At 37.6% G+C, this 24330-nt stretch carries 25 protein-coding genes and 1 pseudogene; 8 read left to right on the forward strand and 18 right to left on the reverse strand.

Annotated features, from left to right (window positions below):
- Position 1: 1 nt before the first annotated feature.
- Positions 2–442, forward strand: a complete 441-nt coding sequence (locus tag CWC11_RS08480) for a type 2 periplasmic-binding domain-containing protein (RefSeq protein ID WP_138682337.1) — start codon at positions 2–4, stop codon at positions 440–442.
- On the forward strand, positions 435–2066 hold the full coding sequence (locus CWC11_RS08485; RefSeq protein ID WP_138682338.1) for a sensor domain-containing diguanylate cyclase: 1632 nt from the start codon (positions 435–437) through the stop codon (positions 2064–2066). The genes CWC11_RS08480 and CWC11_RS08485 overlap by 8 nt, the downstream gene beginning before the upstream one ends.
- A 31-nt stretch (positions 2067–2097) precedes the next feature.
- Here CWC11_RS08485 and CWC11_RS08490 read toward each other — a convergent pair whose 3' ends face one another.
- On the reverse strand, positions 2098–2520 hold the full coding sequence (locus CWC11_RS08490) for a hypothetical protein (RefSeq protein WP_138682339.1): 423 nt from the start codon (positions 2518–2520) through the stop codon (positions 2098–2100).
- Positions 2521–2745: 225 nt separating this feature from the next.
- Between CWC11_RS08490 and CWC11_RS08495 the strand changes: the two genes are divergently transcribed.
- Both CWC11_RS08495 and CWC11_RS08500 read left to right on the forward strand, forming a co-directional pair.
- Positions 2746–3447, forward strand: a complete 702-nt coding sequence (locus tag CWC11_RS08495) for a metal-dependent hydrolase (RefSeq protein ID WP_138682340.1) — start codon at positions 2746–2748, stop codon at positions 3445–3447.
- Between the two features lie 341 nt (positions 3448–3788).
- Positions 3789–4391: a thiamine biosynthesis protein ThiC gene (locus CWC11_RS08500; protein WP_138682341.1), complete on the forward strand. Its 603-nt coding sequence runs from the start codon at positions 3789–3791 to the stop codon at positions 4389–4391.
- 231 nt (positions 4392–4622) lie between these two features.
- Here CWC11_RS08500 and CWC11_RS08505 read toward each other — a convergent pair whose 3' ends face one another.
- The 7 genes from CWC11_RS08505 to CWC11_RS08535 form a co-directional block, all read right to left on the reverse strand.
- On the reverse strand, positions 4623–5105 hold the full coding sequence (locus CWC11_RS08505) for a hypothetical protein (RefSeq protein ID WP_138682342.1): 483 nt from the start codon (positions 5103–5105) through the stop codon (positions 4623–4625).
- A gap of 250 nt (positions 5106–5355) precedes the next feature.
- On the reverse strand, positions 5356–5712 hold the full coding sequence (locus tag CWC11_RS08510) for a hypothetical protein (protein WP_138682343.1): 357 nt from the start codon (positions 5710–5712) through the stop codon (positions 5356–5358).
- Positions 5713–5817: 105 nt separating this feature from the next.
- Positions 5818–6231 carry a hypothetical protein gene (locus tag CWC11_RS08515; RefSeq protein ID WP_138682344.1) on the reverse strand — a complete coding sequence of 138 codons (414 nt, stop codon included), beginning with the start codon at positions 6229–6231 and terminating at the stop codon, positions 5818–5820.
- Between the two features lie 149 nt (positions 6232–6380).
- On the reverse strand, positions 6381–6869 hold the full coding sequence (locus CWC11_RS08520; protein WP_138682345.1) for an N-carbamoyl-L-amino acid amidohydrolase: 489 nt from the start codon (positions 6867–6869) through the stop codon (positions 6381–6383).
- Positions 6870–6996: 127 nt separating this feature from the next.
- A complete protein-coding gene (locus CWC11_RS08525) occupies positions 6997–8217 on the reverse strand; it encodes a S41 family peptidase (RefSeq protein ID WP_138682346.1) in 1221 nt (406 codons plus the stop codon).
- Between the two features lie 379 nt (positions 8218–8596).
- Positions 8597–10357, reverse strand: a complete 1761-nt coding sequence (locus CWC11_RS08530) for an AAA family ATPase (RefSeq protein WP_138682347.1) — start codon at positions 10355–10357, stop codon at positions 8597–8599.
- A gap of 282 nt (positions 10358–10639) precedes the next feature.
- Complete coding sequence (locus tag CWC11_RS08535; protein WP_138682348.1) at positions 10640–11236, reverse strand: cold shock domain-containing protein; 597 nt, start codon at positions 11234–11236, stop codon at positions 10640–10642.
- A gap of 405 nt (positions 11237–11641) precedes the next feature.
- Here CWC11_RS08535 and CWC11_RS08540 point away from each other — a divergent pair, with 405 nt between their 5' ends.
- On the forward strand, positions 11642–12262 hold the full coding sequence (locus CWC11_RS08540) for a trimeric intracellular cation channel family protein (protein ID WP_138682349.1): 621 nt from the start codon (positions 11642–11644) through the stop codon (positions 12260–12262).
- A 65-nt stretch (positions 12263–12327) separates the two neighbouring features.
- Here CWC11_RS08540 and CWC11_RS08545 read toward each other — a convergent pair whose 3' ends face one another.
- Positions 12328–12837 carry a DUF421 domain-containing protein gene (locus CWC11_RS08545; protein ID WP_138682350.1) on the reverse strand — a complete coding sequence of 170 codons (510 nt, stop codon included), beginning with the start codon at positions 12835–12837 and terminating at the stop codon, positions 12328–12330.
- Positions 12838–12900: 63 nt separating this feature from the next.
- Positions 12901–13352: pseudogene (locus CWC11_RS23600) on the reverse strand (DUF302 domain-containing protein).
- A gap of 144 nt (positions 13353–13496) precedes the next feature.
- On the opposite strand from CWC11_RS23600, the gene CWC11_RS08555 reads away from it, so the two are divergent.
- Together CWC11_RS08555 and CWC11_RS08560 are read left to right on the forward strand one after the other, a co-directional pair.
- Positions 13497–14126 (forward strand): response regulator transcription factor, encoded by a 630-nt coding sequence (locus CWC11_RS08555; RefSeq protein ID WP_138682351.1) that lies wholly within the window; start codon positions 13497–13499, stop codon positions 14124–14126.
- The gene (locus CWC11_RS08560) at positions 14113–15702 is read left to right on the forward strand and encodes an MASE1 domain-containing protein (RefSeq protein ID WP_138682352.1); all 1590 of its coding nucleotides are present in this window, start codon (positions 14113–14115) and stop codon (positions 15700–15702) included. The genes CWC11_RS08555 and CWC11_RS08560 overlap by 14 nt, the downstream gene beginning before the upstream one ends.
- A 1-nt stretch (position 15703) precedes the next feature.
- On the opposite strand, the gene CWC11_RS08565 is transcribed toward CWC11_RS08560, so the two are convergent.
- Entirely contained in the window at positions 15704–16237 is a 534-nt protein-coding gene (locus CWC11_RS08565) for a hypothetical protein (protein WP_249330707.1), read from the reverse strand.
- A 263-nt stretch (positions 16238–16500) separates the two neighbouring features.
- Here CWC11_RS08565 and gloA point away from each other — a divergent pair, with 263 nt between their 5' ends.
- Complete coding sequence (gene gloA, locus CWC11_RS08570; RefSeq protein WP_104642703.1) at positions 16501–17028, forward strand: lactoylglutathione lyase; 528 nt, start codon at positions 16501–16503, stop codon at positions 17026–17028.
- Positions 17029–17090: 62 nt separating this feature from the next.
- Here gloA and CWC11_RS08575 read toward each other — a convergent pair whose 3' ends face one another.
- From CWC11_RS08575 to bioB, 7 genes are all read right to left on the reverse strand, one after another.
- The gene (locus CWC11_RS08575) at positions 17091–17423 is read right to left on the reverse strand and encodes a hypothetical protein (RefSeq protein WP_104642704.1); all 333 of its coding nucleotides are present in this window, start codon (positions 17421–17423) and stop codon (positions 17091–17093) included.
- A gap of 155 nt (positions 17424–17578) precedes the next feature.
- Complete coding sequence (gene htpX / locus CWC11_RS08580; RefSeq protein WP_138682354.1) at positions 17579–18442, reverse strand: protease HtpX; 864 nt, start codon at positions 18440–18442, stop codon at positions 17579–17581.
- Between the two features lie 270 nt (positions 18443–18712).
- Entirely contained in the window at positions 18713–20272 is a 1560-nt protein-coding gene (locus CWC11_RS08585) for an FAD-dependent oxidoreductase (RefSeq protein WP_138682355.1), read from the reverse strand.
- A gap of 151 nt (positions 20273–20423) precedes the next feature.
- The gene (gene bioD, locus CWC11_RS08590) at positions 20424–21107 is read right to left on the reverse strand and encodes a dethiobiotin synthase (RefSeq protein ID WP_138682356.1); all 684 of its coding nucleotides are present in this window, start codon (positions 21105–21107) and stop codon (positions 20424–20426) included.
- A 28-nt stretch (positions 21108–21135) separates the two neighbouring features.
- The gene (locus CWC11_RS08595; protein WP_138682357.1) at positions 21136–22044 is read right to left on the reverse strand and encodes a methyltransferase domain-containing protein; all 909 of its coding nucleotides are present in this window, start codon (positions 22042–22044) and stop codon (positions 21136–21138) included.
- The gene (locus CWC11_RS08600) at positions 22041–23198 is read right to left on the reverse strand and encodes an aminotransferase class I/II-fold pyridoxal phosphate-dependent enzyme (protein WP_138682358.1); all 1158 of its coding nucleotides are present in this window, start codon (positions 23196–23198) and stop codon (positions 22041–22043) included. Before CWC11_RS08600 ends, CWC11_RS08595 begins: the two co-directional genes overlap by 4 nt.
- 10 nt (positions 23199–23208) lie before the next feature.
- Positions 23209–24249, reverse strand: coding sequence for a biotin synthase BioB (gene bioB / locus CWC11_RS08605; RefSeq protein WP_058550095.1), 1041 nt, complete (start codon positions 24247–24249; stop codon positions 23209–23211).
- Positions 24250–24330: the final 81 nt, after the last annotated feature.

A 24330-nucleotide genomic window follows, 5' to 3' on the forward strand; every position in this document is an offset into this window, starting at 1 on the left:
TATGATAAGCGCTCGTAACCTAACCCTTAATGTAATGCTCCCCTTATGCCTGCTTTTGATGAGCTCTTATGCAAAATCGACAGAGTTTGTTGTAGTAGTAAATAAAAGCAATACTATTAATGCCTTATCAAAACGGGAAATTATTGATATTTACATGGGTAGGTATTTAACTTTTCCTGATGGTGAAACCTCAACACCACTTGATTTACCCGCCCAATCAACACTAAAAAACGACTTTTACTTAAAACTGGTCAATAAAGACGAGCAAAAAATAAATGCGTATTGGGCAAGGCTTTTATTTTCTGGCCGTGCAAAGCCCCCTACACCTTCGACATCAGTAGAAGATGCAATAAATAAAATTGCAGCATCGCAATTTGCAATTGGTTACATTCCGCTATCGCAAGTTACCGATGCAGTAAAAGTGGTATACAGATTTGATTAAAATTATTAGCCAAAAACTCTACATACGCGTTGCTATAGCAATTGCTTTAGTCGCTATTGTTGTATCTTTAGTATCGTCAATGCTGTCGTACTATTCAGGCTTTAAAGAAAAGAAAAACACCAACTACTTACTCGTACAACAGTTAGCGCAAACAATGGGAAAAACTGCCGCCATAGCCGCCTATTTAAACGATAAAGAATTAAGCCAAGAAATAATTAATGGCTTACTAAGTAACGATTTAGTGCAAGGCGCAAGCCTCGAATCAGAAGCAAACGTAAAAGGCGAAATGGAGTTGTTTATTGCAAATGGCACTATTAACAAGCAAAAAGAAGCGGTGTTAGTTAGGCTAGTTCATCCTTTTTTAGATGACACTTTTATAGGTGTTTTATCAATATACCCCGACGATAATTTTATACAGCACCAGGCACAGGCTGCACTAAAAAAAGAATTTATTTTAATGCTAGTACAATCTATCGTTATTGCTTTTTTTGTATCACTGGTAGTACAACGATGGCTTACTCAACCTATACAAAACCTAACCGACAGCTTTGCTAAAATTAATCCATCAGAACCAGAAACCCTTAAAATGCTAACCTTTAAGCAAGGCAAACGAGACGAAATAAGCCGTTTAACACACGGTATAAATGCCTTAATGCACGAGCTACATTTAACCATTAGTAACGAGCAAACCTTACGTAAAAAAACCCAAGAATTAGAAGCCAAATTTAGACTTATTTTTGAACAAGCCAGCGCAGGTATTTGTTTACTCGATAGCAAAAATATTATCACCACCTTTAACCCTGCATTTAAACATTACTTTACCGTGCCCGGCGAAAAAGAATTATCAACCTTGCACTTCCCTGAATTATTAAACAACGTTGATGAACTACAAAGCCTGCTGAAAGATATTCGCTTAGCTCATAACCCACCACAAACTACATTAGATGTAGAGTGTAAAGTTGGCTATAAAACGCTCTGGTTTCATTGCTTATTTGTTAGATTAACAGACCAAAGAGACACCAACCGAGGCCCACAACAAGAGCACTTAGTAGAAGTAATTTTACATGATGTAACCGAGCGCGCAGAACGCGAACTTAAAACCCGCTTTGAAGCCGATCACGACCCGCTAACCGGCTTATTAAACCGCCGCGCCGGTGAAAAGCGCCTGCAAAAAGCACTACGCGAATGCATAAATCATAATAAGCACTTAGTCCTTATGATGATTGATTTAGACAAATTTAAACCCATTAACGACACTTATGGGCACGAAGCCGGTGACAAAGTACTTATAGAAACTGCGCACAGATTTAAAACCCTATTTCACGAACAAAACGACATGTGTATCCGCCTAGGCGGTGACGAATTTATTGTTGCAAGGCTGGTAAATACATTCAATAAAGCAGCAACCTGTGAGCAAGCAACCGCCTTACTAAATGAACTACAACAACATGTTAGTATTTCAAACACTAAAACGTGCGTAGTGGGTGCAAGCATAGGTATTGCAGTAGCTCCTACTGATGGCACTGAACTTCATGAATTAATGCACAACGGTGATAAAACCCTTTATCACGTAAAAGAAACAGGCCGAGGAAAAGTCGCCTTTTACGACGATATAAAAAATTAGATAGCGTGAATGAGCATTTATATAGTAAATGCTATAGCGTTTTTATGGCTTTTAAATAATCTTTATTATAAAAATAAGCCGCTAAACCAAAATACGAAATAGCACCTAGATAAGCGATTGGAAAGTGGCTATATACGCTAAGGTAGATAAGCAATAATATAAAGAACAGGCTAATGCTAAAGCAAATCACTGCCAAAAGCCTGCCTAACCAAGATATAGATTGGGCTGCAATATTTAAAACAAACAAGACAATAGCGCCTAATATTACATACCCTAAAGTGTTTAAATCTTCTCCATGTACTAAACCGTCTTCGCTGTAGTACATCATGTAATGAGCAAGCGGAGTCAGTGCTAATAAAGCCCAGAAACCATAACTGCTCCACGTTGATGAAACAAAATAGTGACTACCAATGTTAGGCGCAGGAAACGATGCTTTATATCTATTTTGATTCATAAAAAGTGACCTTTCATTTAGTGAGTTCAGCTACTATAACTGCGCTTATTATTGTTTTTTATATAAATAATTACAACTTACCTCATTGACCACAAATAACCACACTAGTAAAAAGTGATAAATCAGCCCCCTAAACCCATATTTACAACCAAACCTTTAAAGTACATTGAACAATTAAGTTTTCAATTGATAGAATGCCAACCTACTTTTTTATCAAGAGATACAATGGCAAATTTCAATACTCATCTTAATACTGCAGTCATCATCACCGGCTTAAGTTCAGCCACTTTATTATCTGCAGGCCATATCGATTTAAACGGCGCACTTTGGTTATGGTTTTTAGGCTCTATTGGCGGCTTATTACCCGACATAGATTCAGATAACTCTACATCACTCGACACTATTTTTAACTTATTTGCACTCAGCGCCGTATTGCTGGTGCTGCATTACATAACCACCGAGCTTATTATTCACATTAGCTTTATCGAGTTAATTGTAGTGCCGCTGTTAGTGTACGGATTCATGAAATATATTATTAGACCCATTTTTGAATGGATCACGGTACATAGAGGCAGTTGCCACTCTTTACTGTTTTTATTGCTATGCGCGCTGTTAACAACCCAAGTAACATGGAAACTAAACGACCAAACAACCGCACAAGCCGCTACTTTTGCCTGGTTAACAGGTGGGTTTATTTTACTCGGCGGATTAATCCATTTATTACTCGATGAGCTTTACAGTGTAGATTTAAATAATGTCACCATTAAACGCTCTTTCGGCACCGCTTTAAAAATAGCTGACTTCGATAATAAATTAATTACCTTGGCATCGGTTATTGCCATTGCAGGTTTAATCTATATAGCCCCGCCTACAGAGCAAACTATTACCGCATTAAGTGATTGGTCTAAATTTAGGCTTTTATCTTAAAGTAAGTGGCTTTTTCAACGTCGCTTATGCCCATTGCCAAAATACATCTAAATGCCCTCTTAGTAATTTAAAAGTTAATTCACAAAGAGGGTAAAAGGCGCAGTGCTTTTAAAGGTTTAACAGCTTAACTCAAAGCAACTTTGCTAGTTTAAGTTTATAAAAGAGCCAAAGCTTGAGCCCATTTGTAATTAATTATTATTTTTATTGGTTTTAGTGAAATTTTTAAATCGCTTTGCCTGTCTTATAGTTTCAATATTTATATAAAAGTTTCAACGGTTTGATGTGTGCAAAACTACTGCATCTTTTAAAAGCGTTAAATATAAAATTATAAGAGGTCCCTAATGGAATTTACACAAAAACGCACCAACCTAATTGCAGCATCGTTATTATTGATATTGGCAATATCACAGGGTATTTATTCAGTTCTTTACAGTGCTGAAATTAGTTTTTCAAGGCAGGTGGCTTGGGGGCTAGAAGCACTGGTATTTACATTGCTCGTTGCCTTTGCAGGTTCTTCTATGGTGCAAGCAAAATACGCTCAACTAGGCTGGTCGGCTATCGCGTTTAGCGCAGCACTTAACATAGTGCAGGTAAGCGTTGGCCTTACATTGTTTTCTACATTTGGAAAAGTAGCGGGCACAGTAGAAGGCGCACAACCTTTAATTGGTGGCGTGGTTTCGTTGTCATTCATGATTTACTACGCAGCTAAATTATTATTAGGCTTAGCAGCACTTGTTTTTGGCCTATCATTTATCGCTAAAGGCGGTAAAGCAATTGGTAGTATTACAGCACTAGCAGGCGCAGTTGCAATGTTAGCCAATGGTATTTTAATTACCTTTGGCCGTGATGGATTCTTACCATCAGGTGTTGCTGGCGCATCCGGTATGATTGCAACATTACTTTTAGCAATCTGCTTATTTGGTCTTAACCGTAAACAAGACTAAGGCTTAATACCTTATAAGTAATTTGCTTATTTAATAAGTTATAAACATCGGCGTGTATTAGAGTACCTAATTCGCCGATGTTTTACGTTTAGAGTGATGAGATTTAAAGTGCTAGCCACCTCAATTAGTTATAGCTAATTCACAAAGAGGATTAGATGCGCTGCGCTTTTTGAGGGCTAATAGATTGAATCAAAATTTATATGATTAGACGCTCTCTTTGACTGAAAATGCTCAATCATTTTCTATAAATAACTTGGTGATATAATTTTTGCCGTTATCTTGGATATAATGTACTTCAACATAACCTCCATAAAAAATAACCTTATCGTTATATTTCCGGTTTGCAAAAAAATATGGCGCAGTTTGATAGTCATTATATTTAAAAAACACTCCTGATACTGAAAAACTCTGTGTTCGACTTGCTCCTTCTTTTTCTACTAATTTTTCTATTTCGCCTGTTACAACTCTCTGCTCATGCGATTTTATTTTAGCTATATATTGCATTTTTGAATATAAAGAAGCTGTAGAAGCAAGGTTGTAAATAATAAATATAAAAAATAAGACGAAGAAATTAAACTTAAAAAAACGTTTAATATGTAAATCGTATAATTTTTTGAGCTTCCCAATAAACATTAAACTAATAACTACAAAAAGCACATATGGCAAAAATTCAATGCTATTAAAGCTTATTGTTGTTTCGTAGTAAATTTTCATCATATGCACTTAAAATGTCTCAACTTTGACACGACTAAATCAAACACCAAGTTCAAAAAAAGGTAAAACTTTAAAGACCAATCCACAAAGAGGATTAGAGACGCTTCGCTTTTAGGGGTTATAACTAACTTAGATTAAAAGCTTTTAACAAACCCATCTTTTGATGTATGAAGTCAAGATTTGTTACAGCACAGTGTGTAAATACAGCCAGAAACTGGACTGACATTGGCTTTTTCTAATGGGTGCCTTGTTAATTTTCATTACTCATCGCTGTAATTAAGCTTTCAACAAACTCAAAACCACCATTGCGACTAAATAATAAAATAAAAAACGCGAGTAAAAATAAACGTAAACTAGATTTGAGCTTAGCAATAGCTAGTAAACGGTGCGTATTCATATTGCTATCAAATAATGAACTAGCAAAGACACTGATTAGAAATTTAAAATATGACAATTCTTTAGCAGTGCTATCTGCTAACCAAAAATGATTCAAAGCTTTAAATCCTACAACGAATCTTTGTACAGCTAATAAAAAAATAAGCATAGAACTACCAACAAGTAGCAAAATGGTATATCCATGTTCCAATGAAATTTGAGGCGTATTCATATATCCCTGTGCAAATTAACGCCCAAATAACGGGCTAAAAATTGTTGGCTAAAATGTTGTGGAACGAAAACAGCCAACTGTTTTTTATCGTTATTTATTAGCTTGTTATATGCCATCTTCTTCTGCGGCACGTTGCTTTATTTTTGGTAATTGTATATGAAAAGTTATATACACAATTACTAAAGGGAAAAAGCCAACCCAAGTTAAGTCATGGAATACCCAAAAATATGCAAACCAAGTTTGAATACCAATTAAAGTAAACAATTTCAGTAATCGAGGAAAAAGTAAAAGACTCCCCATACCTAAAACAGGAAAAGCGAATATACAATTCCCAGCCAGTGATAGCAGAAAATACCCAAAGCTTTCAGGAAACTCTAAACCAACAACAAATTTAGAATAAATGAGATCTGCGTAGAAAGGCAATAAGCCTAACAAAACAAAATGCGTTAAGAATTTTTCATCCTTTTTTATTTTATTATGTTGGCGGTTTCTCTCCGCTAATTTTTCGAGCGCATCCATTTCTGGAGATTCCTTTGCATATAACGCCCAATTAAGGTTTGAAGCACGCGACCACGACACTTAACTAGACCACCGTAAACACTAAGCTCAATCCAAACCGAAAATGCCAAGTGTGCTGAATCACTCTTAAATTGTTTGTTAAATGTAAATCAACCTTTGGCCAACCATCCAATAAAAGCAGCAACAACACCACCTAAAATGCTCAATAATGGATTAGATAGCCATCTATATTCCTTATTTTGTTCAATAGCTCTAGAATGAAGTTCAATGGCAGTCTGAATAAGAACGGTTATTTCTTCTCCACTAAGCGGCGTTCGTGAGATTCTTTTTTTCTCGTCATCATTCAGCGCTTTAAATTCTTGAAAACTCAAATCTCTTTGTTCATCAACATTATATCGTTTTCGATAGCTTCGCCTCCAAGCTAAAGAAACCTTTTTACCTTCTCCGTCAACACGAAAAAATTCTGGGTGCTCTTCAAATATCTTTTTCCAATAATCTGCATTATTTTCATCACCTGTAATTCTCATCGCCCAGCCAGCATAATCAAGCTTATAGAACCCATACTTACCCATAACTTGGATAGCTGAAATAACATTACCTAACCGGTTGTGATTTTTTAAATAGGGGGATTTCGACATTTACTAAATTATCTCCATTTACATATAACGCCCAATTAATGGGCAAAAATTTGTTGGCTAAAATTAGCGATGAAGGAGCAAAAGCCAACTGTTTTTTGTCCTTGTTGAATTGTTTGTTATAAGTTGATTAATTCAAGCCCATGTCATTTAATATCCATTTTAATTGAGGATCTTTGTTTGAAATATAGTCATCGATTGATACCCCTATATTAATATCCGGATATAACGCATCCTTAAGATCACTAGTGAAATGATATAGTCGTTTTGAATATGTCACCTCTAGATTGGAATTAGGTAGAATAAACTGCCCCATATCTTGATACCCTGAAGGTTTTGAACCTGTAGGCTCGCCAATTAATTGTGCGTTCAGTAATTGTGAAAACTGAGCTGCGTTACTCATTGCAGCTGAAAAAGTTACATTATCAATAAGAACATAAACTCCTGACTTCCAATCTATACTGTCAGCCAGCACGAGAAGTTGAGCCAACTTTAAGCCAACAAAAAAGTCTCCTCCATAATTGTCTCTAAGGTCAATTATTAACTTTTTAGATTTGTTTTTATTAATGAAAGATAATAAATCTTCGCCCAGTGATTCCATTTTTGAGATTGATGTATAACGGCGAAATTTAAAATAGACCACTTTCTTATCGTTTAACGACCCAAACCAAAGATTCTCGTTTAGTTTTTCCTCAATCGAAAATATGGAATTGTTTAGATAGGTTAGTTCGGCTGTGTACTCATTTGAGTGAGATGGTTCTAATTGCTGTTCAATTAGTTCTTTGCCTATTGTAAATGTGAACCGAGCTTGAAATGTATCGTTGATAATTCCCAGTCCATTAAGCAACTCGGCTTTTGGGATATATTGTGCGGCTCTTACTTGTGTTGAGTATTTGTTTTCAGAAAAAGGTGTTAATTGAGAAAATAAACGGTAGATTTCTTCTGCATTCATGCCGTTAATTTTCTCAAGTTTCGCACCAAGTAGATGCTTGAAATCCATGGTAGTTTTAATTACATAAAGCTCTCCATTTAGCACTTTTAACTGAATAGGAAAACTTTTTAAATTAGCCCCCCATAAAGGAAATGATGTATGCCCATCACCAATTTTGTGTGTCAACTTCATAAGTTCAATTAATAACTGATTTTCCGTTAAAGAGGATAGAGATCTTTTAAGTTGAGTCACCTCTTCATTAAAGCTTTGCTTAGAAATCGTATGGTAAAGATCTATATGTTCTTCAGACATCTTTTTAGAATAAAACTCCAGATCAGCTTTCCAGTTTTTAATCTCTACATCATTAACTGCGTAACAATGGAGTGAAAGCATTGATAATAATAGAACGGGAAATTTCACACGATATTCCTTTAGGCTTATAACAGCTTATTGAACCCCACTTTGGTGGTTTATAACACCCCAAAACGGCGCATATTACATTGTTTTATATTTACGCTAAATAACTCTACTAGTAACAACTAGCTACAAGAGTTATTCAATAGCCTTTGTTATTTAACCCCATAACGCCTTTTAATAATGTTATGGGACAAAACTCACGAGAATTAGGATGACACCCACTTCAATTCATTTAGACTTACACCCATCTTAATTTCAAAATTTAAGATGGGTGTCTTGCTGATTTTTTCTTTTTTATTAGCGTTTCTTCCGCCTAATAAAAGTACTCTTAACTAGATTAAGCTTTGATGTATGAAGTCAAGATTTGACCCCTTTAACTTTTTTATTCGTATATGCTTAGGATTTTATTTCTAATTTGGTCTGGAACTATATATGTTTCATCTGATATATGTTCTAAGGCTGAATATGGCTTGCCACCAAAACCTCTAGGCATTTCAAGCTCTTCTTCTATATCATTCACGAATGTTATAGAAGAGCCATATGTATCATTTATTACATCTTCAATTGCTTGAGAAGCAATATCAGCCGATGCTCTCGCTTCGTCACCTTTATGTGCTTGATGATCAATATCGTAGACTGCAACATATGGAATCTTAAACTTATTTAACAAGTTGCAATACATTGGAATATTATTTTTAGATCCACAATCAATCACTGAATAATCGTGTTTAAAGCACTCTAAGTTTTGAGCAATAAAAGGGATTACCGTTTTTTCAGTCGCGCCTTCAGCTAGGATTACTTTCTTAGCAAAAAACAACTCACTACGATCAGGGTTTATCCAATAACTCAGGTTAAAATCTTTTTTACCGTTACCAATAAATAATTCTTCATCACATTGGCATGCCTTAGTGCCTATCTCCACATTTTCTTTTTTGATTATACAAATCGATTTATACTTACTTAAATCAATTAACGAAGCTGAATGAGTACAAATAATAACTTGTGCTCCTACAGATTCAGATAGCGAGGATAGTGTTTCAAGTAAAGCTCTCTGAGCTTGTGGGTGCAAATATAACTCAGGCTCTTCAAGAATAAAGAACATTGACTGTGAAGAGGAACGACCACTACTTTCAACGTCATCTTGCTCACTTTTCAAAATATCAGCTAATGTTTTGATTAAAGCAAAGCTTAATGCTCTTTGTAATCCATTTCCTTTTCTGGAAATATCAGTTTTACAGCCATCATTTACCCAAACCTGCGTATTGGCTTTAAATACATCATCAACATTTGGTGGTAATACTTCTAATTCTACTTCAGACCCCCAACTAGCTAATTGTTGATTCAACTTAGTTTCAAACTCTCCAAGCTGGACTGGCCTCTGAGTATTTTGATTACCCTCTGTATTTTCTTTGTTTAATAAGCTAAACAAAGAAGCAACTGTTTCCTTAGCTTCTACCCAACCTGCATTATTTGCTGAAATATCAGATATAATTTTGCCGTATAATTTACTAAAAATACTACTGCTATTATTTGAATAATCTTCAGATGTAACTTTCACAGCTGGTATATAGAACACGTCACCAAAAATACCTTTAGCGACATTCTTAGCGCCCATAAAATTAGTGGTTTCTAAAATATAATTGAACTCAAGTTCAGTTTGATTTGCCTCTATGTATTGGTTTTGAGCCTGCTCCACTGCCGCTTTAGTGATTCTGCCACTTTCAGGGAGTAAATCATAAAATGCTAATCCCTCTGCTACGCTACGAGTTGTATAAGAGGAAGCATTTTCAGTTCTTAACCACTCTAAAGCAGGTGTTTGAGTGTATCCTTGATAAACAATTGAACCATTTCTTGTTGCAGTTCTTCTTACTTTTATTTTGTGATCTGTTGTTACATATTTAGCAAATGTTGACCGTTCACTTTCAACCAATGAATCGAATATTATTTCTACATATAGCTCATCTGATTCACCATTGAAATCCAAGTCATGAGGCTTTATTTCACCAAAAAAGAAAAGAATTGCATTCAAAACATTCGACTTACCATGGTTGTTTTGACCAATAAGTATCATCAAGTCTTGAAAAGTAATGTTCACGTTTTTGATTGAACGCCAATCTTTTATTTCTATTGTACTTATTTTCATAACACCTCAAAACTCGGAAAACATTGAAAAATATAACAGCTTATTGAACCCCACTTTGGTGGTTTATAACACCCCAAAACGGCGTATATTACGTTGCTTGAAAATCACACCAAACAACTCGTTTATAATCAGTGCTACTCAATAGCCTTTGTTATTTAACCCCAAAACACCTTTTAATAATGTTATGGGACAAACTGTACGTAACTGTATTTATATATAGTGAAGAGTAAAACCTATCTTCACTTAACCTTTTTACTAAAATGCTTATAACTACCCTAGCCGCTAAAACCTTGTATCGTTCTCACATGGGTCGCCATCTCTATCGCCATCCATTTTTGTGTTCGGGCAGTTATTTATAAAAAATACTGCCTCTGCACGTGAGGTCATTTGGCTACAGTGCTGCCTGCCATCGCAGGTAAAATTTTGCGTGTTTTTAGGAATAACGCTTTTTGGGTATTGTTCATCAAAAGTTGCTAAATCGGCGTTGGTAATAACAGGTGTTTGGCTATTAAATTGCTCGCTAGTTTTATAGTGGTTGTATTTATTTACTGCGACAAATCCAAGTACGGCGATAATGCTAATTGAGGCGACTTTACCTAAAAAGCTGTCGGTAAAATTAGATTTAGCAACACGATGATGGTTTGATTTTTTATGTATAACTTTAAGCGCAGCTACGCCTTCAATTCGGCAATTAACGGCTTTGGTTTTACCATCGGGCTGTTTAGCCACTTCAAAATAAATGGTGTCGCCCAATTTAGGCTTGCGGCTCATGTGTTTGAGCGCTGAAATGTGTATAAAGGTGTCGTGCTCTAGGGTGTCTGATTTAATAAAACCAAAGCCCTTTTCGTCATTCCACGCTTTTAACAATCCTTTGTTCATGTATTTACCTGTGCTGATTAAGCTGCGATTACGCAAATTCCATTTAAGTTAACACTTGTTAGTATACGTTCCTAAATTAGGACGATGCAACCAAACATTCATATTAGGTTAATTTAAATAGTTGGAAAAACACTTAAGCGTATGTGATGAATGATTAGCTGTTGGGTTTAAAAATATCAAATAATGACCTATTTTATTTTATAATTTACGGCCATTTGTCCTTTATTCTAGTATTGCTAACTTTAGCGAACTGATTAGCTTAACAGCCTGTTTACACTGGGTTTTGTTATTAGTTATTTCTATCTGAATTAAGCCGATTTAGTATGATTTTTCATTCGTTATTTACTTAATTTATCTATACAATCCTCACCTTATTTTTACGCACAGATTTCAAGTGATTATCGCATGCTACTAACCGTTGTTTATATTATTGGTATTACCGCAGAAGCCATGACCGGCGCACTTAGCGCAGGCAGAATGAAAATGGATTGGTTTGGTGTTGTACTGGTTGCCTGTGCTACGGCAATTGGTGGTGGCAGCGTGCGAGATATATTACTAGGCAATTACCCGCTTACCTGGGTACAGCACCCAGAATACCTGTTAATTACTTGCATAGCAGGCATTGTGACTACCTGGCTTGCTAAGTGGGTAGTTAAATTTAAAGGCATTTTTATGCGCTTAGATGCACTGGGCCTTGCGGCGTTTAGTATTATTGGCTGCCAAGTTGGGCTAAATATGGGGCTGCATTATGGTATTTGTGCAGTGGCGGCGGTTGTAACCGGTGTATTTGGTGGATTACTGCGAGATTTAATATGTCGCCAAGCACCGCTTGTATTACATAACGAGCTTTACGCGAGTGTATCGTTACTTGTTGCTTGCTTATACTTAGCGCTGCACCATTACAATATTGATGACAACATCAGCATTATTGTAAGCCTTGTTGCAGGCTATTTAATACGTATGGCGTCAATACGCTTTAAATGGCGCCTACCTACCTTTAGTTTATTAGAGCAACACGCTAAATAACTTAGGCTTTAATACAAATTAAGGCAGGTAAAAAGCCTGCCTTGGGTATTTTGTAGTGCATTACTTTAATGCCCACTTACATCACTTAACGCGGTTTTTAAGCCGCTATTATTTTGCTTAAGTACGCTAAAACTGCCATCGGTCTCTAGCACTACGGCGGCTACATCTTCTATGGCTAATATGCCCGCGCCACGAATAGCAGCGCGAATTTCTGATTTAGTTACCCGCTGCGACTTAAGTGCAGCCGTGCAGTATTCACCATCGCTCAATAACAACGTAGGCTCTGCTTTTACTAAAGCCGCAAATTTAGTTGAGCGCACGCTTAGCCACGTAATTAAGTATTGCAGCCCTATTAACACAACAAACGCGAATATGCCCTCAAGCAGTGCCACACTTTTTGAAATAATCACCGAAGCTAAAATAGAGCCCAGCGCAATGGTTACTATAAAGTCGAACACGTTCCATTTAGATAGCGTACGCTTGCCCGATACGCGCAGCCAAAACACCAGCGCTACATAACCCAGTACACCAATAATAAGTACGCGTAGTAAACCCTGCATATCATCAAAAAACATAATTGCTCCTTTTCTATTTTAACGCTTAATATAAGTGCTTGTTACTTGCTTACATTTTTTAATTTATTGCTTAACTGTAGTTGTTGCGAGTGTGTGTAATACTTTACCTATTTTCTCAGCAGCTGGGCAATTTGCTGCATTATGGCGCTCAGCTATATATGTAGGATCGTTGTAACTTAACCACACCTGCGATTGTACGTCTTGCCATACCAGTGCTTTTAGCGGTAAATCGATACCTATTGTTTGAGCGCACTGCATTAACGGTGTTCCGCCTTTTGGGTTTCCAAAAATAAGTACCTCTGTTGGGTTAGCGCTTTATTTACTTTTTTGGCGCCTGCAGCATGGTCGATGCGTGCAAATATAGTAAGGCCTTTGCTTTTGGCTAGCTGTTCAAACTTATTCATTGTGGCTTTAGCGCTTAACGGGCTTTTTACAGATATTACTCCATCAGCGGCATTCGCATTTGAAATTACAAAGAGTATTGCGAGTCCAAAAATACTGTTTAATGCTTTCATAGTGTCTCCGGTTATATATAAATGCTGAGCGTTATTGCCCTTTTATTTTTGCAGTGTACATATTTACTAGGTAGTTAAATTTAATAAATATTTTGGCTGATGGTTAAGTATTTCAATGTATAATAAATTTAAAGGGAGAAATACATGCACATTGGAATAATTGAAGATCATCAATTAGTACGTGACAGTTTTAAAAAACTATTAGAACTACAAGCCGACTGGGAAGTAATAATAGAAGCCTGCAATGTTGACCAAGCAATACTTGCCGTTGCACTTGAGCAACCCGATATATTTATTGTAGATATATCGCTTAATGAATCTCAAACTGGCCTTACTTTTTTAACCTACCTTAACGAAAATTTCCCTGAAATAAAAACAATTGTTGCCTCCATGCACGATTACGAACCTTATGTGAGTAATGCACTTCGTCTGGGTGCTCTTGGTTATGTGTCTAAGCGCTCTGCGTCGGAGGAGTTAATTGATGCAGTTAAATCGGTTGCATTGGGTAAACGCTATATAAGTGAAGACGTAAATTTTGCACTAAATACACAAAGCTCAGCTTTAACTATTTTAACTAACCGAGAACTGGAAGCTTTACCACTGTTAGCAAAAGGGTTAAATGCTAAGCAAATAGCGCAACAATTAGAAATAATGCCTAAAACAGCACACGTGCATAAGGCAAATATTTACAGCAAACTTAATGTAACCACTTCGTTTGAGCTGTTAAAACTAGCCATTGATGCGGGAGTAATTAAGCTAGATGAACTTACCTAGTGCACTCCCCGCTTTTAACTTTTCTGCTATCGCAGGTATTAAAGAAATTACAAAGCACCTTCTACTAGGTGGAATATATTTTGTTGCCTGTATTGCTGCTTTTTGGGTTGGGGCTAATTTAGAAACCGTTCCTGAGAGTAGCGCTATATTTATTCCCGCAGGGATAAAAATAGCTTTTTATTTACTTTCGCCAACACGCTACTGGGTTACTTTATGGGTATCGTCTCGTGCTTTGGCAGCTCACTTAGGGTATTTAGGTTCTGGTGTTTGGGAGTTTAATTTACTCCATGGTTTTTGGCAGGAGCTTTGTTTTTATGCTCTGGTGTATGTATTTAAACACAGCCGTTGGCCGCCCAGCATTAATAATAGCCTAGGTATACTTTCGTTAATTTTACTCTGTGTAGCAAGTACTTCAATAAAGTGGTTTTTGTTTTCAAGTGCATTCGAATTTACAAATATTCAGGTTGCTAAAGAGCTATTGCAGTATCAGTTAAATATGTGCCTGGGCGATATAACTGGCTCGTTGCTTATTGCGCCGTTTATTATGCTGATTCACTCTTTAAATCTTCCGTTAACGCGCCCTGCATTACTTAAAGTGACTAATTTAGCTTTAACATTAGCCATAGTTATATTTGTACTTATATTTGCATACTTACTTCGCCCCGATACCTACCCGTTACTTCGCCTTGCATCTTTATTACCTATTATTTGGTTTTCGTATCGGTTTGGTATTTTAGGCGCAATTACTAGCGCAACACTTATTAACGCTTTAATAATAGTTGAAGCAAGTATTACTCACGAACCTAGTAATACTTATATAAGCCAGCTATTTATTTTAGCCAATGCCATTACCAGTATGGTGTTAGGCGCGGCTATTACTGAGCTGAAACGTAAAAATGTAGAGTTAAAAAAAATTAACCGCGCACTCACTAAGCAGCTTGATCAAAACTCACGCCTTGCAGCTAAAATGGTTACCGTTCAAGAAAACGAACGAAAACACCTTTCACAAGAGTTGCACGATGAACTTGGCCAAAACTTAACAGCTTTAAAAACAGATTTAGCTATTTTGTCTCATATTAGTAATGAAAAAACACAAACCTTTGTTACAACATTAAAAAATAATGCAAATGCCATGTATGACTCTGTTTATCAGTTAATGCATTATCTTCGCCCACGAGAGCTTGACGAGCTAGGGCTTAAAAAAGCAATGATTCAGGGACGCTTAAAAAGCTTACTTTATCAGGCTAATATAAGTTACGAAGTAAGTTTTACACTAGAACAAGCGCTTTCTAAAGAGCATGAAATTGCTGTTTATAGAATTTGCCAAGAGGCAGTAACCAATTGTATTAAACATAGTAATGCTAACTCACTCTCTATAACTATTAAATCGAGCGAGCATTTTATTGAGTTAGAAATTAGTGATAACGGCGATAGTGTAAAGTTAACCGATAACACCGGACACTATGGCTTAGCTTTTATGCAAGAGCGCGCTATTGCGTTAGGGGGGAGTTTTGAAGTTATTAATAATGGCGGTTTTACTATTAAAGTAAAACTGCCAATAAAAGCTGATGACTAATTTAGTAAATTGATACTTGCTTGGTATAAAATTTTTGCCTTGGTTGATCATCGTATGCGTCGTCGGGGTTTACTTGTATTTCGACTTGGTTACCCACCAGCTGAAGTAATAATCCGGTTGCGATGTTGTTATTGCCTAATGTTGATTTTACCATCACCTTTTTGCCAATCGCTTCTTGCAACCTAGGTTTTGGTAAATTAAGGTTGGTTATAGGCCTTAACCCTTCAGCTTTTACAAATAAGTTTATACAGTGATATTTTGCTGCAGCGATTCTTTGTTCGTTAATTTTTGCTATATCAACATTATTTAAAAAGTGAATAATTGCCTGATTAGCATGAGTAAACTCACTTGATACATCGTCGAGTTCGCGCCCTGTTGCCCACTTTCTGGTAACTTGATACTGCCGAGAGGCTTTGCGGGTAAGTATTACTGTAGCGCCAGTCATTTTGCTAAACCACTGTATACAGTAGCTTGTGTCACTTTGGGTATTAAGTAATACACTCATGTTGCCAAATTCAGTTATATTTTCATCCATACAAATCATACTTAGTACCCTACGTCCTTGTTTAGTTATAGTTTATGAGTATTTATGTAATTAAAAATCATCCATTTTCCTAACCCATCTAGGAAAATGGCTTAGAAAAATAATGCGGTATATTTACTAACTTCTGCTTTATGGACGTAATCCGTTATAAATAGTGATGTATGCGAGGGAGTTTTTATTTAACTTAGAGTTGATTATGATGGTTTAAGCATTATATCTATGTTTTCGCCTCTTAATTTATACAAAGGATTACCATGTCTAGCTATAACGAATCTTCAGAGCAAATCGAACAAGCCACTAAAGGCTATGTGATGCAGCAAACTATGTTGCGTATTAAAGATCCCAAGCCGTCGCTCGAATTTTATCAAAATGTATTAGGTATGAAGCTATTAGGTAAGTATGACTTTCCTGAAATGAAGTTTACGTTGTACTTTTTAGGCTACGAGCCAGAGCAGCCGCAAGGTGATGATAAAACAAAAGCTAAATGGGTATTTGGTCGCCCTGCTTTAATTGAGCTTACCCATAACTGGGGTACAGAAGACGACGATAGCTTTGAGGGTTACCACAGTGGCAACCAAGAGCCTAAAGGCTTTGGTCACATTGGTATTAGCGTACCGGATGTATACGCAGCCAGTGAGCGTTTTGCAAAGTACGATGTAGAATTTGTTAAAAAGCCAGACGATGGTTCAATGAAGGGCTTAGCATTTATAAAAGACCCTGACGGCTACTGGATAGAAATACTCTCACCAGAGGGAATTACCGATATTATTTTTGGTAAATAACCCGTTTACTAAATACTAAAAAGCCAGCAAATAAGCTGGCTTTTGTGTTTTTAAATAAACAATTACTTATAAGTAAAAGTAACTTCATCCATTTTAGCTAAAACACCTGAATCAGACTTAGAAAAAGTAACTTTATCAGTTACTGCAGTAATATTATTAAAGGTTATGACTACTTCACCTTCCATTACTGTATCGCCATTATTAAAGCTTACATTGTTTGATGTGGTCTGAAATTTATTTTTATCGTCAAATGAAAGGTGTACATCACCTAAGTATGTTTGGGTTTTACTATCCGAAGAGAAAACTTGTTTGTTTGCTGTAATTACATGCTGATTAGCTAAAACAACACTTGGTAAAGCAATTGCAACAACGGCTAATACTTTAAGTAACTTCATATTTATTTCCTTATATTAGAGAACTTATAACAAATAAAAAATTAGTGAGTATTTTTCGTACTCCACATTAAGTTTGCATAAAAGGTACTAAATAGCAAGTATTAACAAAAAAGCCAGCGGTTAAGCTGGCTTTGTATATGTACTAATTTACGTAATTATTTACGTAGTGCGTCTATTCGCGCATCAAGCGGCGGGTGAGATGAAAACAGCTCAGCCATACCTTTACCACTTGCAATACCAAAGGCCATCATAGAGCCTTGTAATTGCGATGGGTGGTTTTGCTTTAGTCGCTCAAGGGCAGAGCGCATTTTGTCTGCCCCTACCAATTTAGCTGCGCCGCTGTCGGCTGTAAATTCGCGCTTACGGCTGTAACTAGCAACCACTATGCTTGCAAGTACACCAAATAATACTTGGAATAGCATGTCGAATAAAAAGTAAGACCAGCTGCTACCGCCCTCTTCTTCGTCGCCACTTAAAAAGTTATCTACTATGCCTGCCAGTACTTTTGCGGCAAATATTACAAAGGTATTTACCACGCCTTGTATTAGCGTAAGCGTTACCATGTCGCCGTTAGCTACGTGCGATACTTCGTGGGCAAGTACCGCCTCAGCTTGGTCTTGGCTCATGTTATGTAATAAGCCTGAGCTTACCGCCACCAGCGAGTTGTTTTTACTTGGGCCGGTTGCAAAGGCGTTCATTTCTGGGCTGTCGTAAATTGCCACTTCAGGCATTTTTATACCTGCTTTTTGTGCCTGTGCAGATACTGTTTGTACAAGCCAATGCTCGGTTTCATTACGTGGTTGGGTAATTACTTGTGCACCCGTTGATTTTTTAGCAATCCACTTAGACATAAATAACGAAATAAACGAGCCACCAAAACCAAACACAGTAGCAATTAGTAAAATTCCGCCAAGGCTACGATGGCTTAAGCCCAGCGCGCTCATTATTATTGAAAGCACTACACCTAATACCAACATAACCGCTAGGTTAGTTAATAAAAACAGAAATATACGTTTCATATTGTCCTCACAAAAATAGGTTTGATCACTAAGCCATTTACGAATTTTAAATTAAATCAGCTAAAAGTAATCACTGCGCTATGACACACTATGTCATAGCGTTAGCGCTATTCTGTGACAAACTATGTCGTAACGCAAGGGTTATTTATGCGTTTATAAATAAATATTTTTGGGGTGTTTAGAAGCATGAAATTATATAGCCTTGTTGTTAGTTAATAATAACAGCAAGCCTTAAATCGCTTTTTAAACAGATGGTTAGGAGGTTTAATTTTAGGTGGTTTTGTTTATACCATTATTAATATTTGCCATAGCCACAGGGAACCCTCGCTCTTTTGCAAGTACTTGTGCAATTTTGCTTATGTCTTCATTACAGTTGCGCTCAAGATACGCCCATTGATGGTTATTACGGTGATAATTAATATCGTGCTCGCCACTTATAAAGCCTAACTTTGTAAATTCCGCTACTATTTCGTCGGCTGCAATAAGCGTAGATGACGCTTTTACGTTTTCGGCGCGAGCATAGCTAATATGCGAATATAAGCTAACATCAGCTACCCGCAATGTGTCGTCTTCTCCTGGGATTTGTTGCCCACCAAATAATGCATTGTTTTGCGTATCTGCATTATTAAATGCCGGTACAAACTCGGCAACAAAATCTATTGCTTTTTGGCTTCGTGCTTTAAGTGCAGTTTCATCCCAACCTTCGCTTATGTACTCTAAATATTTGCTAGGTAGTTGAGGTTGGGCGCTATTGCTGCTTGTTTCTACAAGACCATCGTTAAATAAAGTTATTGCGTTGGTCATACCATGTATTTGAAAATACCCATCCGGATAAGGCGTTAACTGCGCCATACCTTCGGGCGTACCGCGGTTACCGTAAATAATAATTTCGGGTATTAGCCCACCTGCGCCCTGCCAATGTGTAATATACGAGGCTTTAAATTCGACCATACGTTTGGCATCAACCCCTACCATGTCATCAACAATACCGGTTTGAAACCCGCAGGCATTAATAAGGTAGTCAACCTCTGTTGTTTGCGTGGTATTGCTTTGTGCTTTTTGGTATTCAATTTGCCAGGTTGGTGATTGGGTTTTGCCATTAGTGCTATTAACTTGGCTGACCTGTTTTACCTCTGTGCTGGTAAGTACGTTAGCGTGTTCATACTGTGCTAGTGCAAGTTGAGCACTGGCCGACAATCTAAATATGTTCCAACCATATTCTTGAGCAACAATGATTGGGTATTTAATTTTTTTTAAATTTAGATGCTTGGCAACGGGGATCATCCACTCATCAAGTGTTTTAGGCTCTGCTATTTGATCTTTATGTGAAAGGGCGATCATTTGCTCATAACTATAAAGCTGGTAGTAATTATCCGGCTCACCAAGCACTTGGTTGTTAGGATCTTGCTCAACTAACTCTTTATACGCATTGGTTATTTTATTTAACCTTGGTAGTAAATCATCGGGTGAGTCGTCATCGCGCGTTGGCACAGCAAATACTGTTGGGCGTACGTCTATGGTGTAAGGGTATAACCTTAAAATATCAATGCATTGTTTAAGTAAGTCTATGCAGTCTTCGTCGGGTATCTCTCGGTATAAATTCCCCCCTGCGTGCAAGTGGCACATAGGTGGGCCATCTATTAATGACTTTTTTTTCTCAAAAACAGTCGTGTGAATACCTAATGCCGCTAAGCGAATTGCTATTGTTGCCCCTGCAGTACCCCCACCTAAAATACCCACACGGGTTTTAGGCAAAGCACTTTTAAGTACGTCTGGCTCGGCCTTTACGTGCGTATTTTGAGCGTAATTTTCAATAAATGGGTGGGTCATGGTGGATGTTATTTCCTTAGTAACAATAGCAACTTGGTTATAAATGTAATATGCGTACTAAGAGAGATTATTTCAAGGCTGAAACGAAATATTAAGCTTATGTATTTTATACAAAAGCTGCTTTGTATTTTACAAAGCAGTTTTTTAACTTTTAAGAATTTAAATCGAGAGTATTGAGTAAGCTTTTGTATATTTGTAGTTTTGGTGTTTGCTCGCTGTAAGGGCTTATTGCAAGAATAGGAAATGGTAAACGTGATTTAAGCGAATCAAGGTTAGCTTGGTATTCGTCCATGTTTGGGTCTACTTGGTTTGCAACCCACCCTACACAGTTAATACCTAAATTTTGCATATGGGCGGCTGTAAGTAAGGCATGGTTTAAGCAGCCTAGCTTCATGCCTACCACTAAAATTACGGGCAGTTGCTCTGCTTTAACCCAATCGTATAAATAATCGGTGTTATTAATAGGTAATGCCCAGCCACCAGCGCCTTCGGTTAGGTGATAATCAGCACCTTGCTGTTTAAGCGTAGAGTACGCAGCGCTTAGCTTATCAAGCGTAATGGTTACGCCTACTTGTTTTGCTGCTATATGCGGTGCAATTGGCGGCGCAAATGCAAATGGGTTTATTACATCGTACTTGGCGCTTACCGTTGCGCTTTCCATAAGCATAAGCGCATCAGCGTTTACTAGCTGATCAAATGCCATTTCGCAGCCTGCAGCAAGCGGTTTAAAGCCAATAGCTGGTTTTTTATGTTGGGCAAGTAGCTTTAATAGCAAACTAGTAACGTGGGTTTTGCCGGCGTCGGTGTCGGTGCCGGTAATAAAAAATTCTTTCATTGCTTAACCTTGGTATTTTAATCGTGCGCTATTTAAATTTTATGATTGGTTTTTGTAGTGATAACAATACCACATGGTACGACACACACGCTTTATTGTTTATAAGCGGATACGCATTACACACTTTTTGCAGTGCCGATTTAGTTAATAACCCTTGGCGTGTATTAGTATGGTTTTGCGTAGTAGCACCAATAGCTTTAATTGATTTAATGGCTTTTAAAGGCGTTGAGTAGCAATCGGTATAAACCTTTTTTTGCAAGCTATTTATCACAAACCCTGCTTTTTGGACTGATTGGTTTATATAGGTATGTGTATTAAATGAGTTTATATGGCTGCTGTTATCAAGCGCAGTAAAGGCTGTTTTTATTTCATTAAGTGACCCCTCAACCACAGTGCTTATATACGCCTGCCCGCCTAGTTTTAAAACACGATAAAGTGATTGCATTAACAATTCAAAATTAGCAGACCACTGCACAGCAAAGTTACTAAATAGGGCATCTACACTGTTTGCTTGTAGCGGTAGGTTATCCATATCGGCGCAAATACGAGGTGTGTTTAATGTGCTGCTTTTTAGCATATTTAAGCTTAAATCTATGGCAAATACCTGCCCAAACTCGTTTTGCAGCGTGTGTGTATTAACAAGCGGGCCTGCACCTAAATCTACACACAGTTTGTTTTTATTTTGTGGGTTTGCACTTAATAATTTGAATAAGTCGTTTGCTGCGAGCTTTTGTACATTAGCATGGTTGTTGTATTGATCTGCCACTTTTGAAAACTTAGTTTGCGCTGCTTTTTTTAGTGACTTATTGGCAGGATGTTTAGTTATACCGCTCGCCGTATTTGCAATTGGTTTTATGTTTTGAGGTACTTTATGCTCAACTAGCTCAGTTATACGCTCAGCTTGCTTTTGTGTATTAGTTAATGCGCGTGCAATCATGCTATTGCACCTTTTAAATGTTTAATTAGCGTTGTTATATCGGCTTGTGTATGTGCAGCGGTTAACGTAATTCGTAAGCGAGCGGTATTATGTGCAACCGTGGGTGGGCGAATTGCCGTAAGCCAAATACCGTGCTTTTTTAGTTGCTCAGCAGCTTTTAGTGTTTGCTCAGCGCAGCCAAGTACGATGGGTTGAATTGCTGTGGTTGACTCCATAACCGCAATGTTATGCGTTTTAGCAAGCTGTTTAAAAAAAGCAATATTACTATTAAGTTGCTCGCGTTTACTGTTTGCCGTTTTAATTGCTTTTAAACGGATAAGTGTAAGGCTTGCCATAAGCGGCGACATAGCGGTTGAATACGTGTAATCGCGGTTATATTGCAGCATGTAATTTATGAGCTCTTTACTTGCTAATACACACGCCCCGCTACTTGCTACGGCTTTACCAAAGGTAATAACCAGTATTTCGGGAAGCGCTAACCCTTCATCTAATAATGCTTCGCAACTACCTAAGCCCGTTTTACCTAAAGCGCCAAAGCCGTGGGCGTCGTCTATCATAAGCCAGGCATTATGTTGCTTTGCCAACGTAAGTAACTTTTTTAATGGCGCAGTATCGCCATCCATCGAAAACACCCCTTCGCTTATAATAAGCTTGTTTTGAACTTTTGATTTTTCGAGCCGTGAGCGTAAATGGTTTAAATCGTTATGATTAAAGCGCACTAATGCGGCGTTAGAATGCATTGCTCCGTCAATTAAGCTGGCATGATTTAACTTATCTTGAAAAATAGCACTATTTTGCGCGGCGGTTTTATCTTGAAACAGCGCTTTTATTACACTGCTGTTTGCACTAAAGCCTGAGTTAAATAGCATACCTGCGCTATAGCCAAATTGCTCACATAAGTACTGTTCAAGCTGTTGTTGCTGCGCTTGATAACCTGTAACTAATGGCGAGCTGTGGCTACCCAGTGTTTGGCTTTGCTCAAGGTTTAATGCGCTATCACCAAATCCTAAGTAATCATTGCTCGCAAAGTTAAGGTAGGTTACGTCATTTACTGTAATGGTACGGGCTGTAGCGCTTTGTACAATATGGCGATTACGTAATAACGCATCTTGCTGGCGCGCTTGAAGATGCGTATTTATAAATTCAAATGGCATGCGTTTAAACTTAAGCTTCGTAAAACAGTTCTGACGTTGCTTTATCAGCCACTTGCGAAGAAAGAGACGCTGCTACGGCTTCGTCTGAATAATCTTCGCGAGTTTCTGGATTCATACCTAATTTTTTAATGAGGTTCATGTCGGCATCGGCTTCTGGGTTTTCGGTTGTTAGAAGCTTATCGCCATAAAAGATTGAGTTTGCGCCTGCAAAAAAGCACATTGATTGCATTTGCTCGTTCATGGCGTTGCGCCCTGCCGATAAACGCACATAGCTGTGTGGCATCATAATACGGGCTGTGGCTATGGTACGTATAAATTCAAAGTGGTCTAAATCGTCAACGTTTTCAAGCGGTGTGCCTTTTACTTTTACCAGCATATTAATGGGTACGCTTTCGGGTTGTTGTGGCAAGTTAGCTAATTGCATTAATAAACCAAAACGGTCGCTTGCTTGCTCGCCCATACCAACTATACCGCCTGAGCAAACCTTCATGCCTGCATCACGTACATGATCTATGGTGTTTAATCTGTCTTGAAAAGTGCGAGTTGATATTATTTGCTCGTAGTACTCAGGTGAGGTGTCGAGGTTATGATTGTAGTAATCAAGCCCTGCACTGCTTAGCTCGTGAGCTTTTTCGTTGCTAAGTTTACCAAGGGTCATACAGGTTTCTAGGCCAAGCTCTTTTACTTCTTTAACCATTTGCGAAATGTATGGCATGTCTCTGTCTTTTGGATCTGACCAAGCTGCACCCATACAAAAACGTGTAGCGCCTTTTTGTTTAGCAAGGCGTGCTTGCTCTACTACTTTTTCAACTTCTATTAGGCGTTCGCGTTCTAGGTCGGTTTTATAGTGCCCCGATTGCGGGCAATATTTACAGTCTTCTGGGCAAGCGCCTGTTTTAATTGATAACAAAGTAGATATTTGTACTTCATTAGGATTAAAATTAGCACGGTGAACCGACGCCGCTTTAAAGAGTAAATCGTTAAATGGCATCTCAAATAATGCTTTAACTTGTGCGTGGGTCCAATCGTGGCGAACAGGTGCAAATTCCATAGTAGTCTCTTATTTTTCTCAGTGGTGATGTTGGCTTAGTCTACGTCTTGAAGTACCATTGTCAACGAAACCCACCAAGCT

It is taken from the genome of Pseudoalteromonas sp. S3178, from assembly GCF_005886985.1.
GTDB lineage: Bacteria > Pseudomonadota > Gammaproteobacteria > Enterobacterales > Alteromonadaceae > Pseudoalteromonas > Pseudoalteromonas carrageenovora.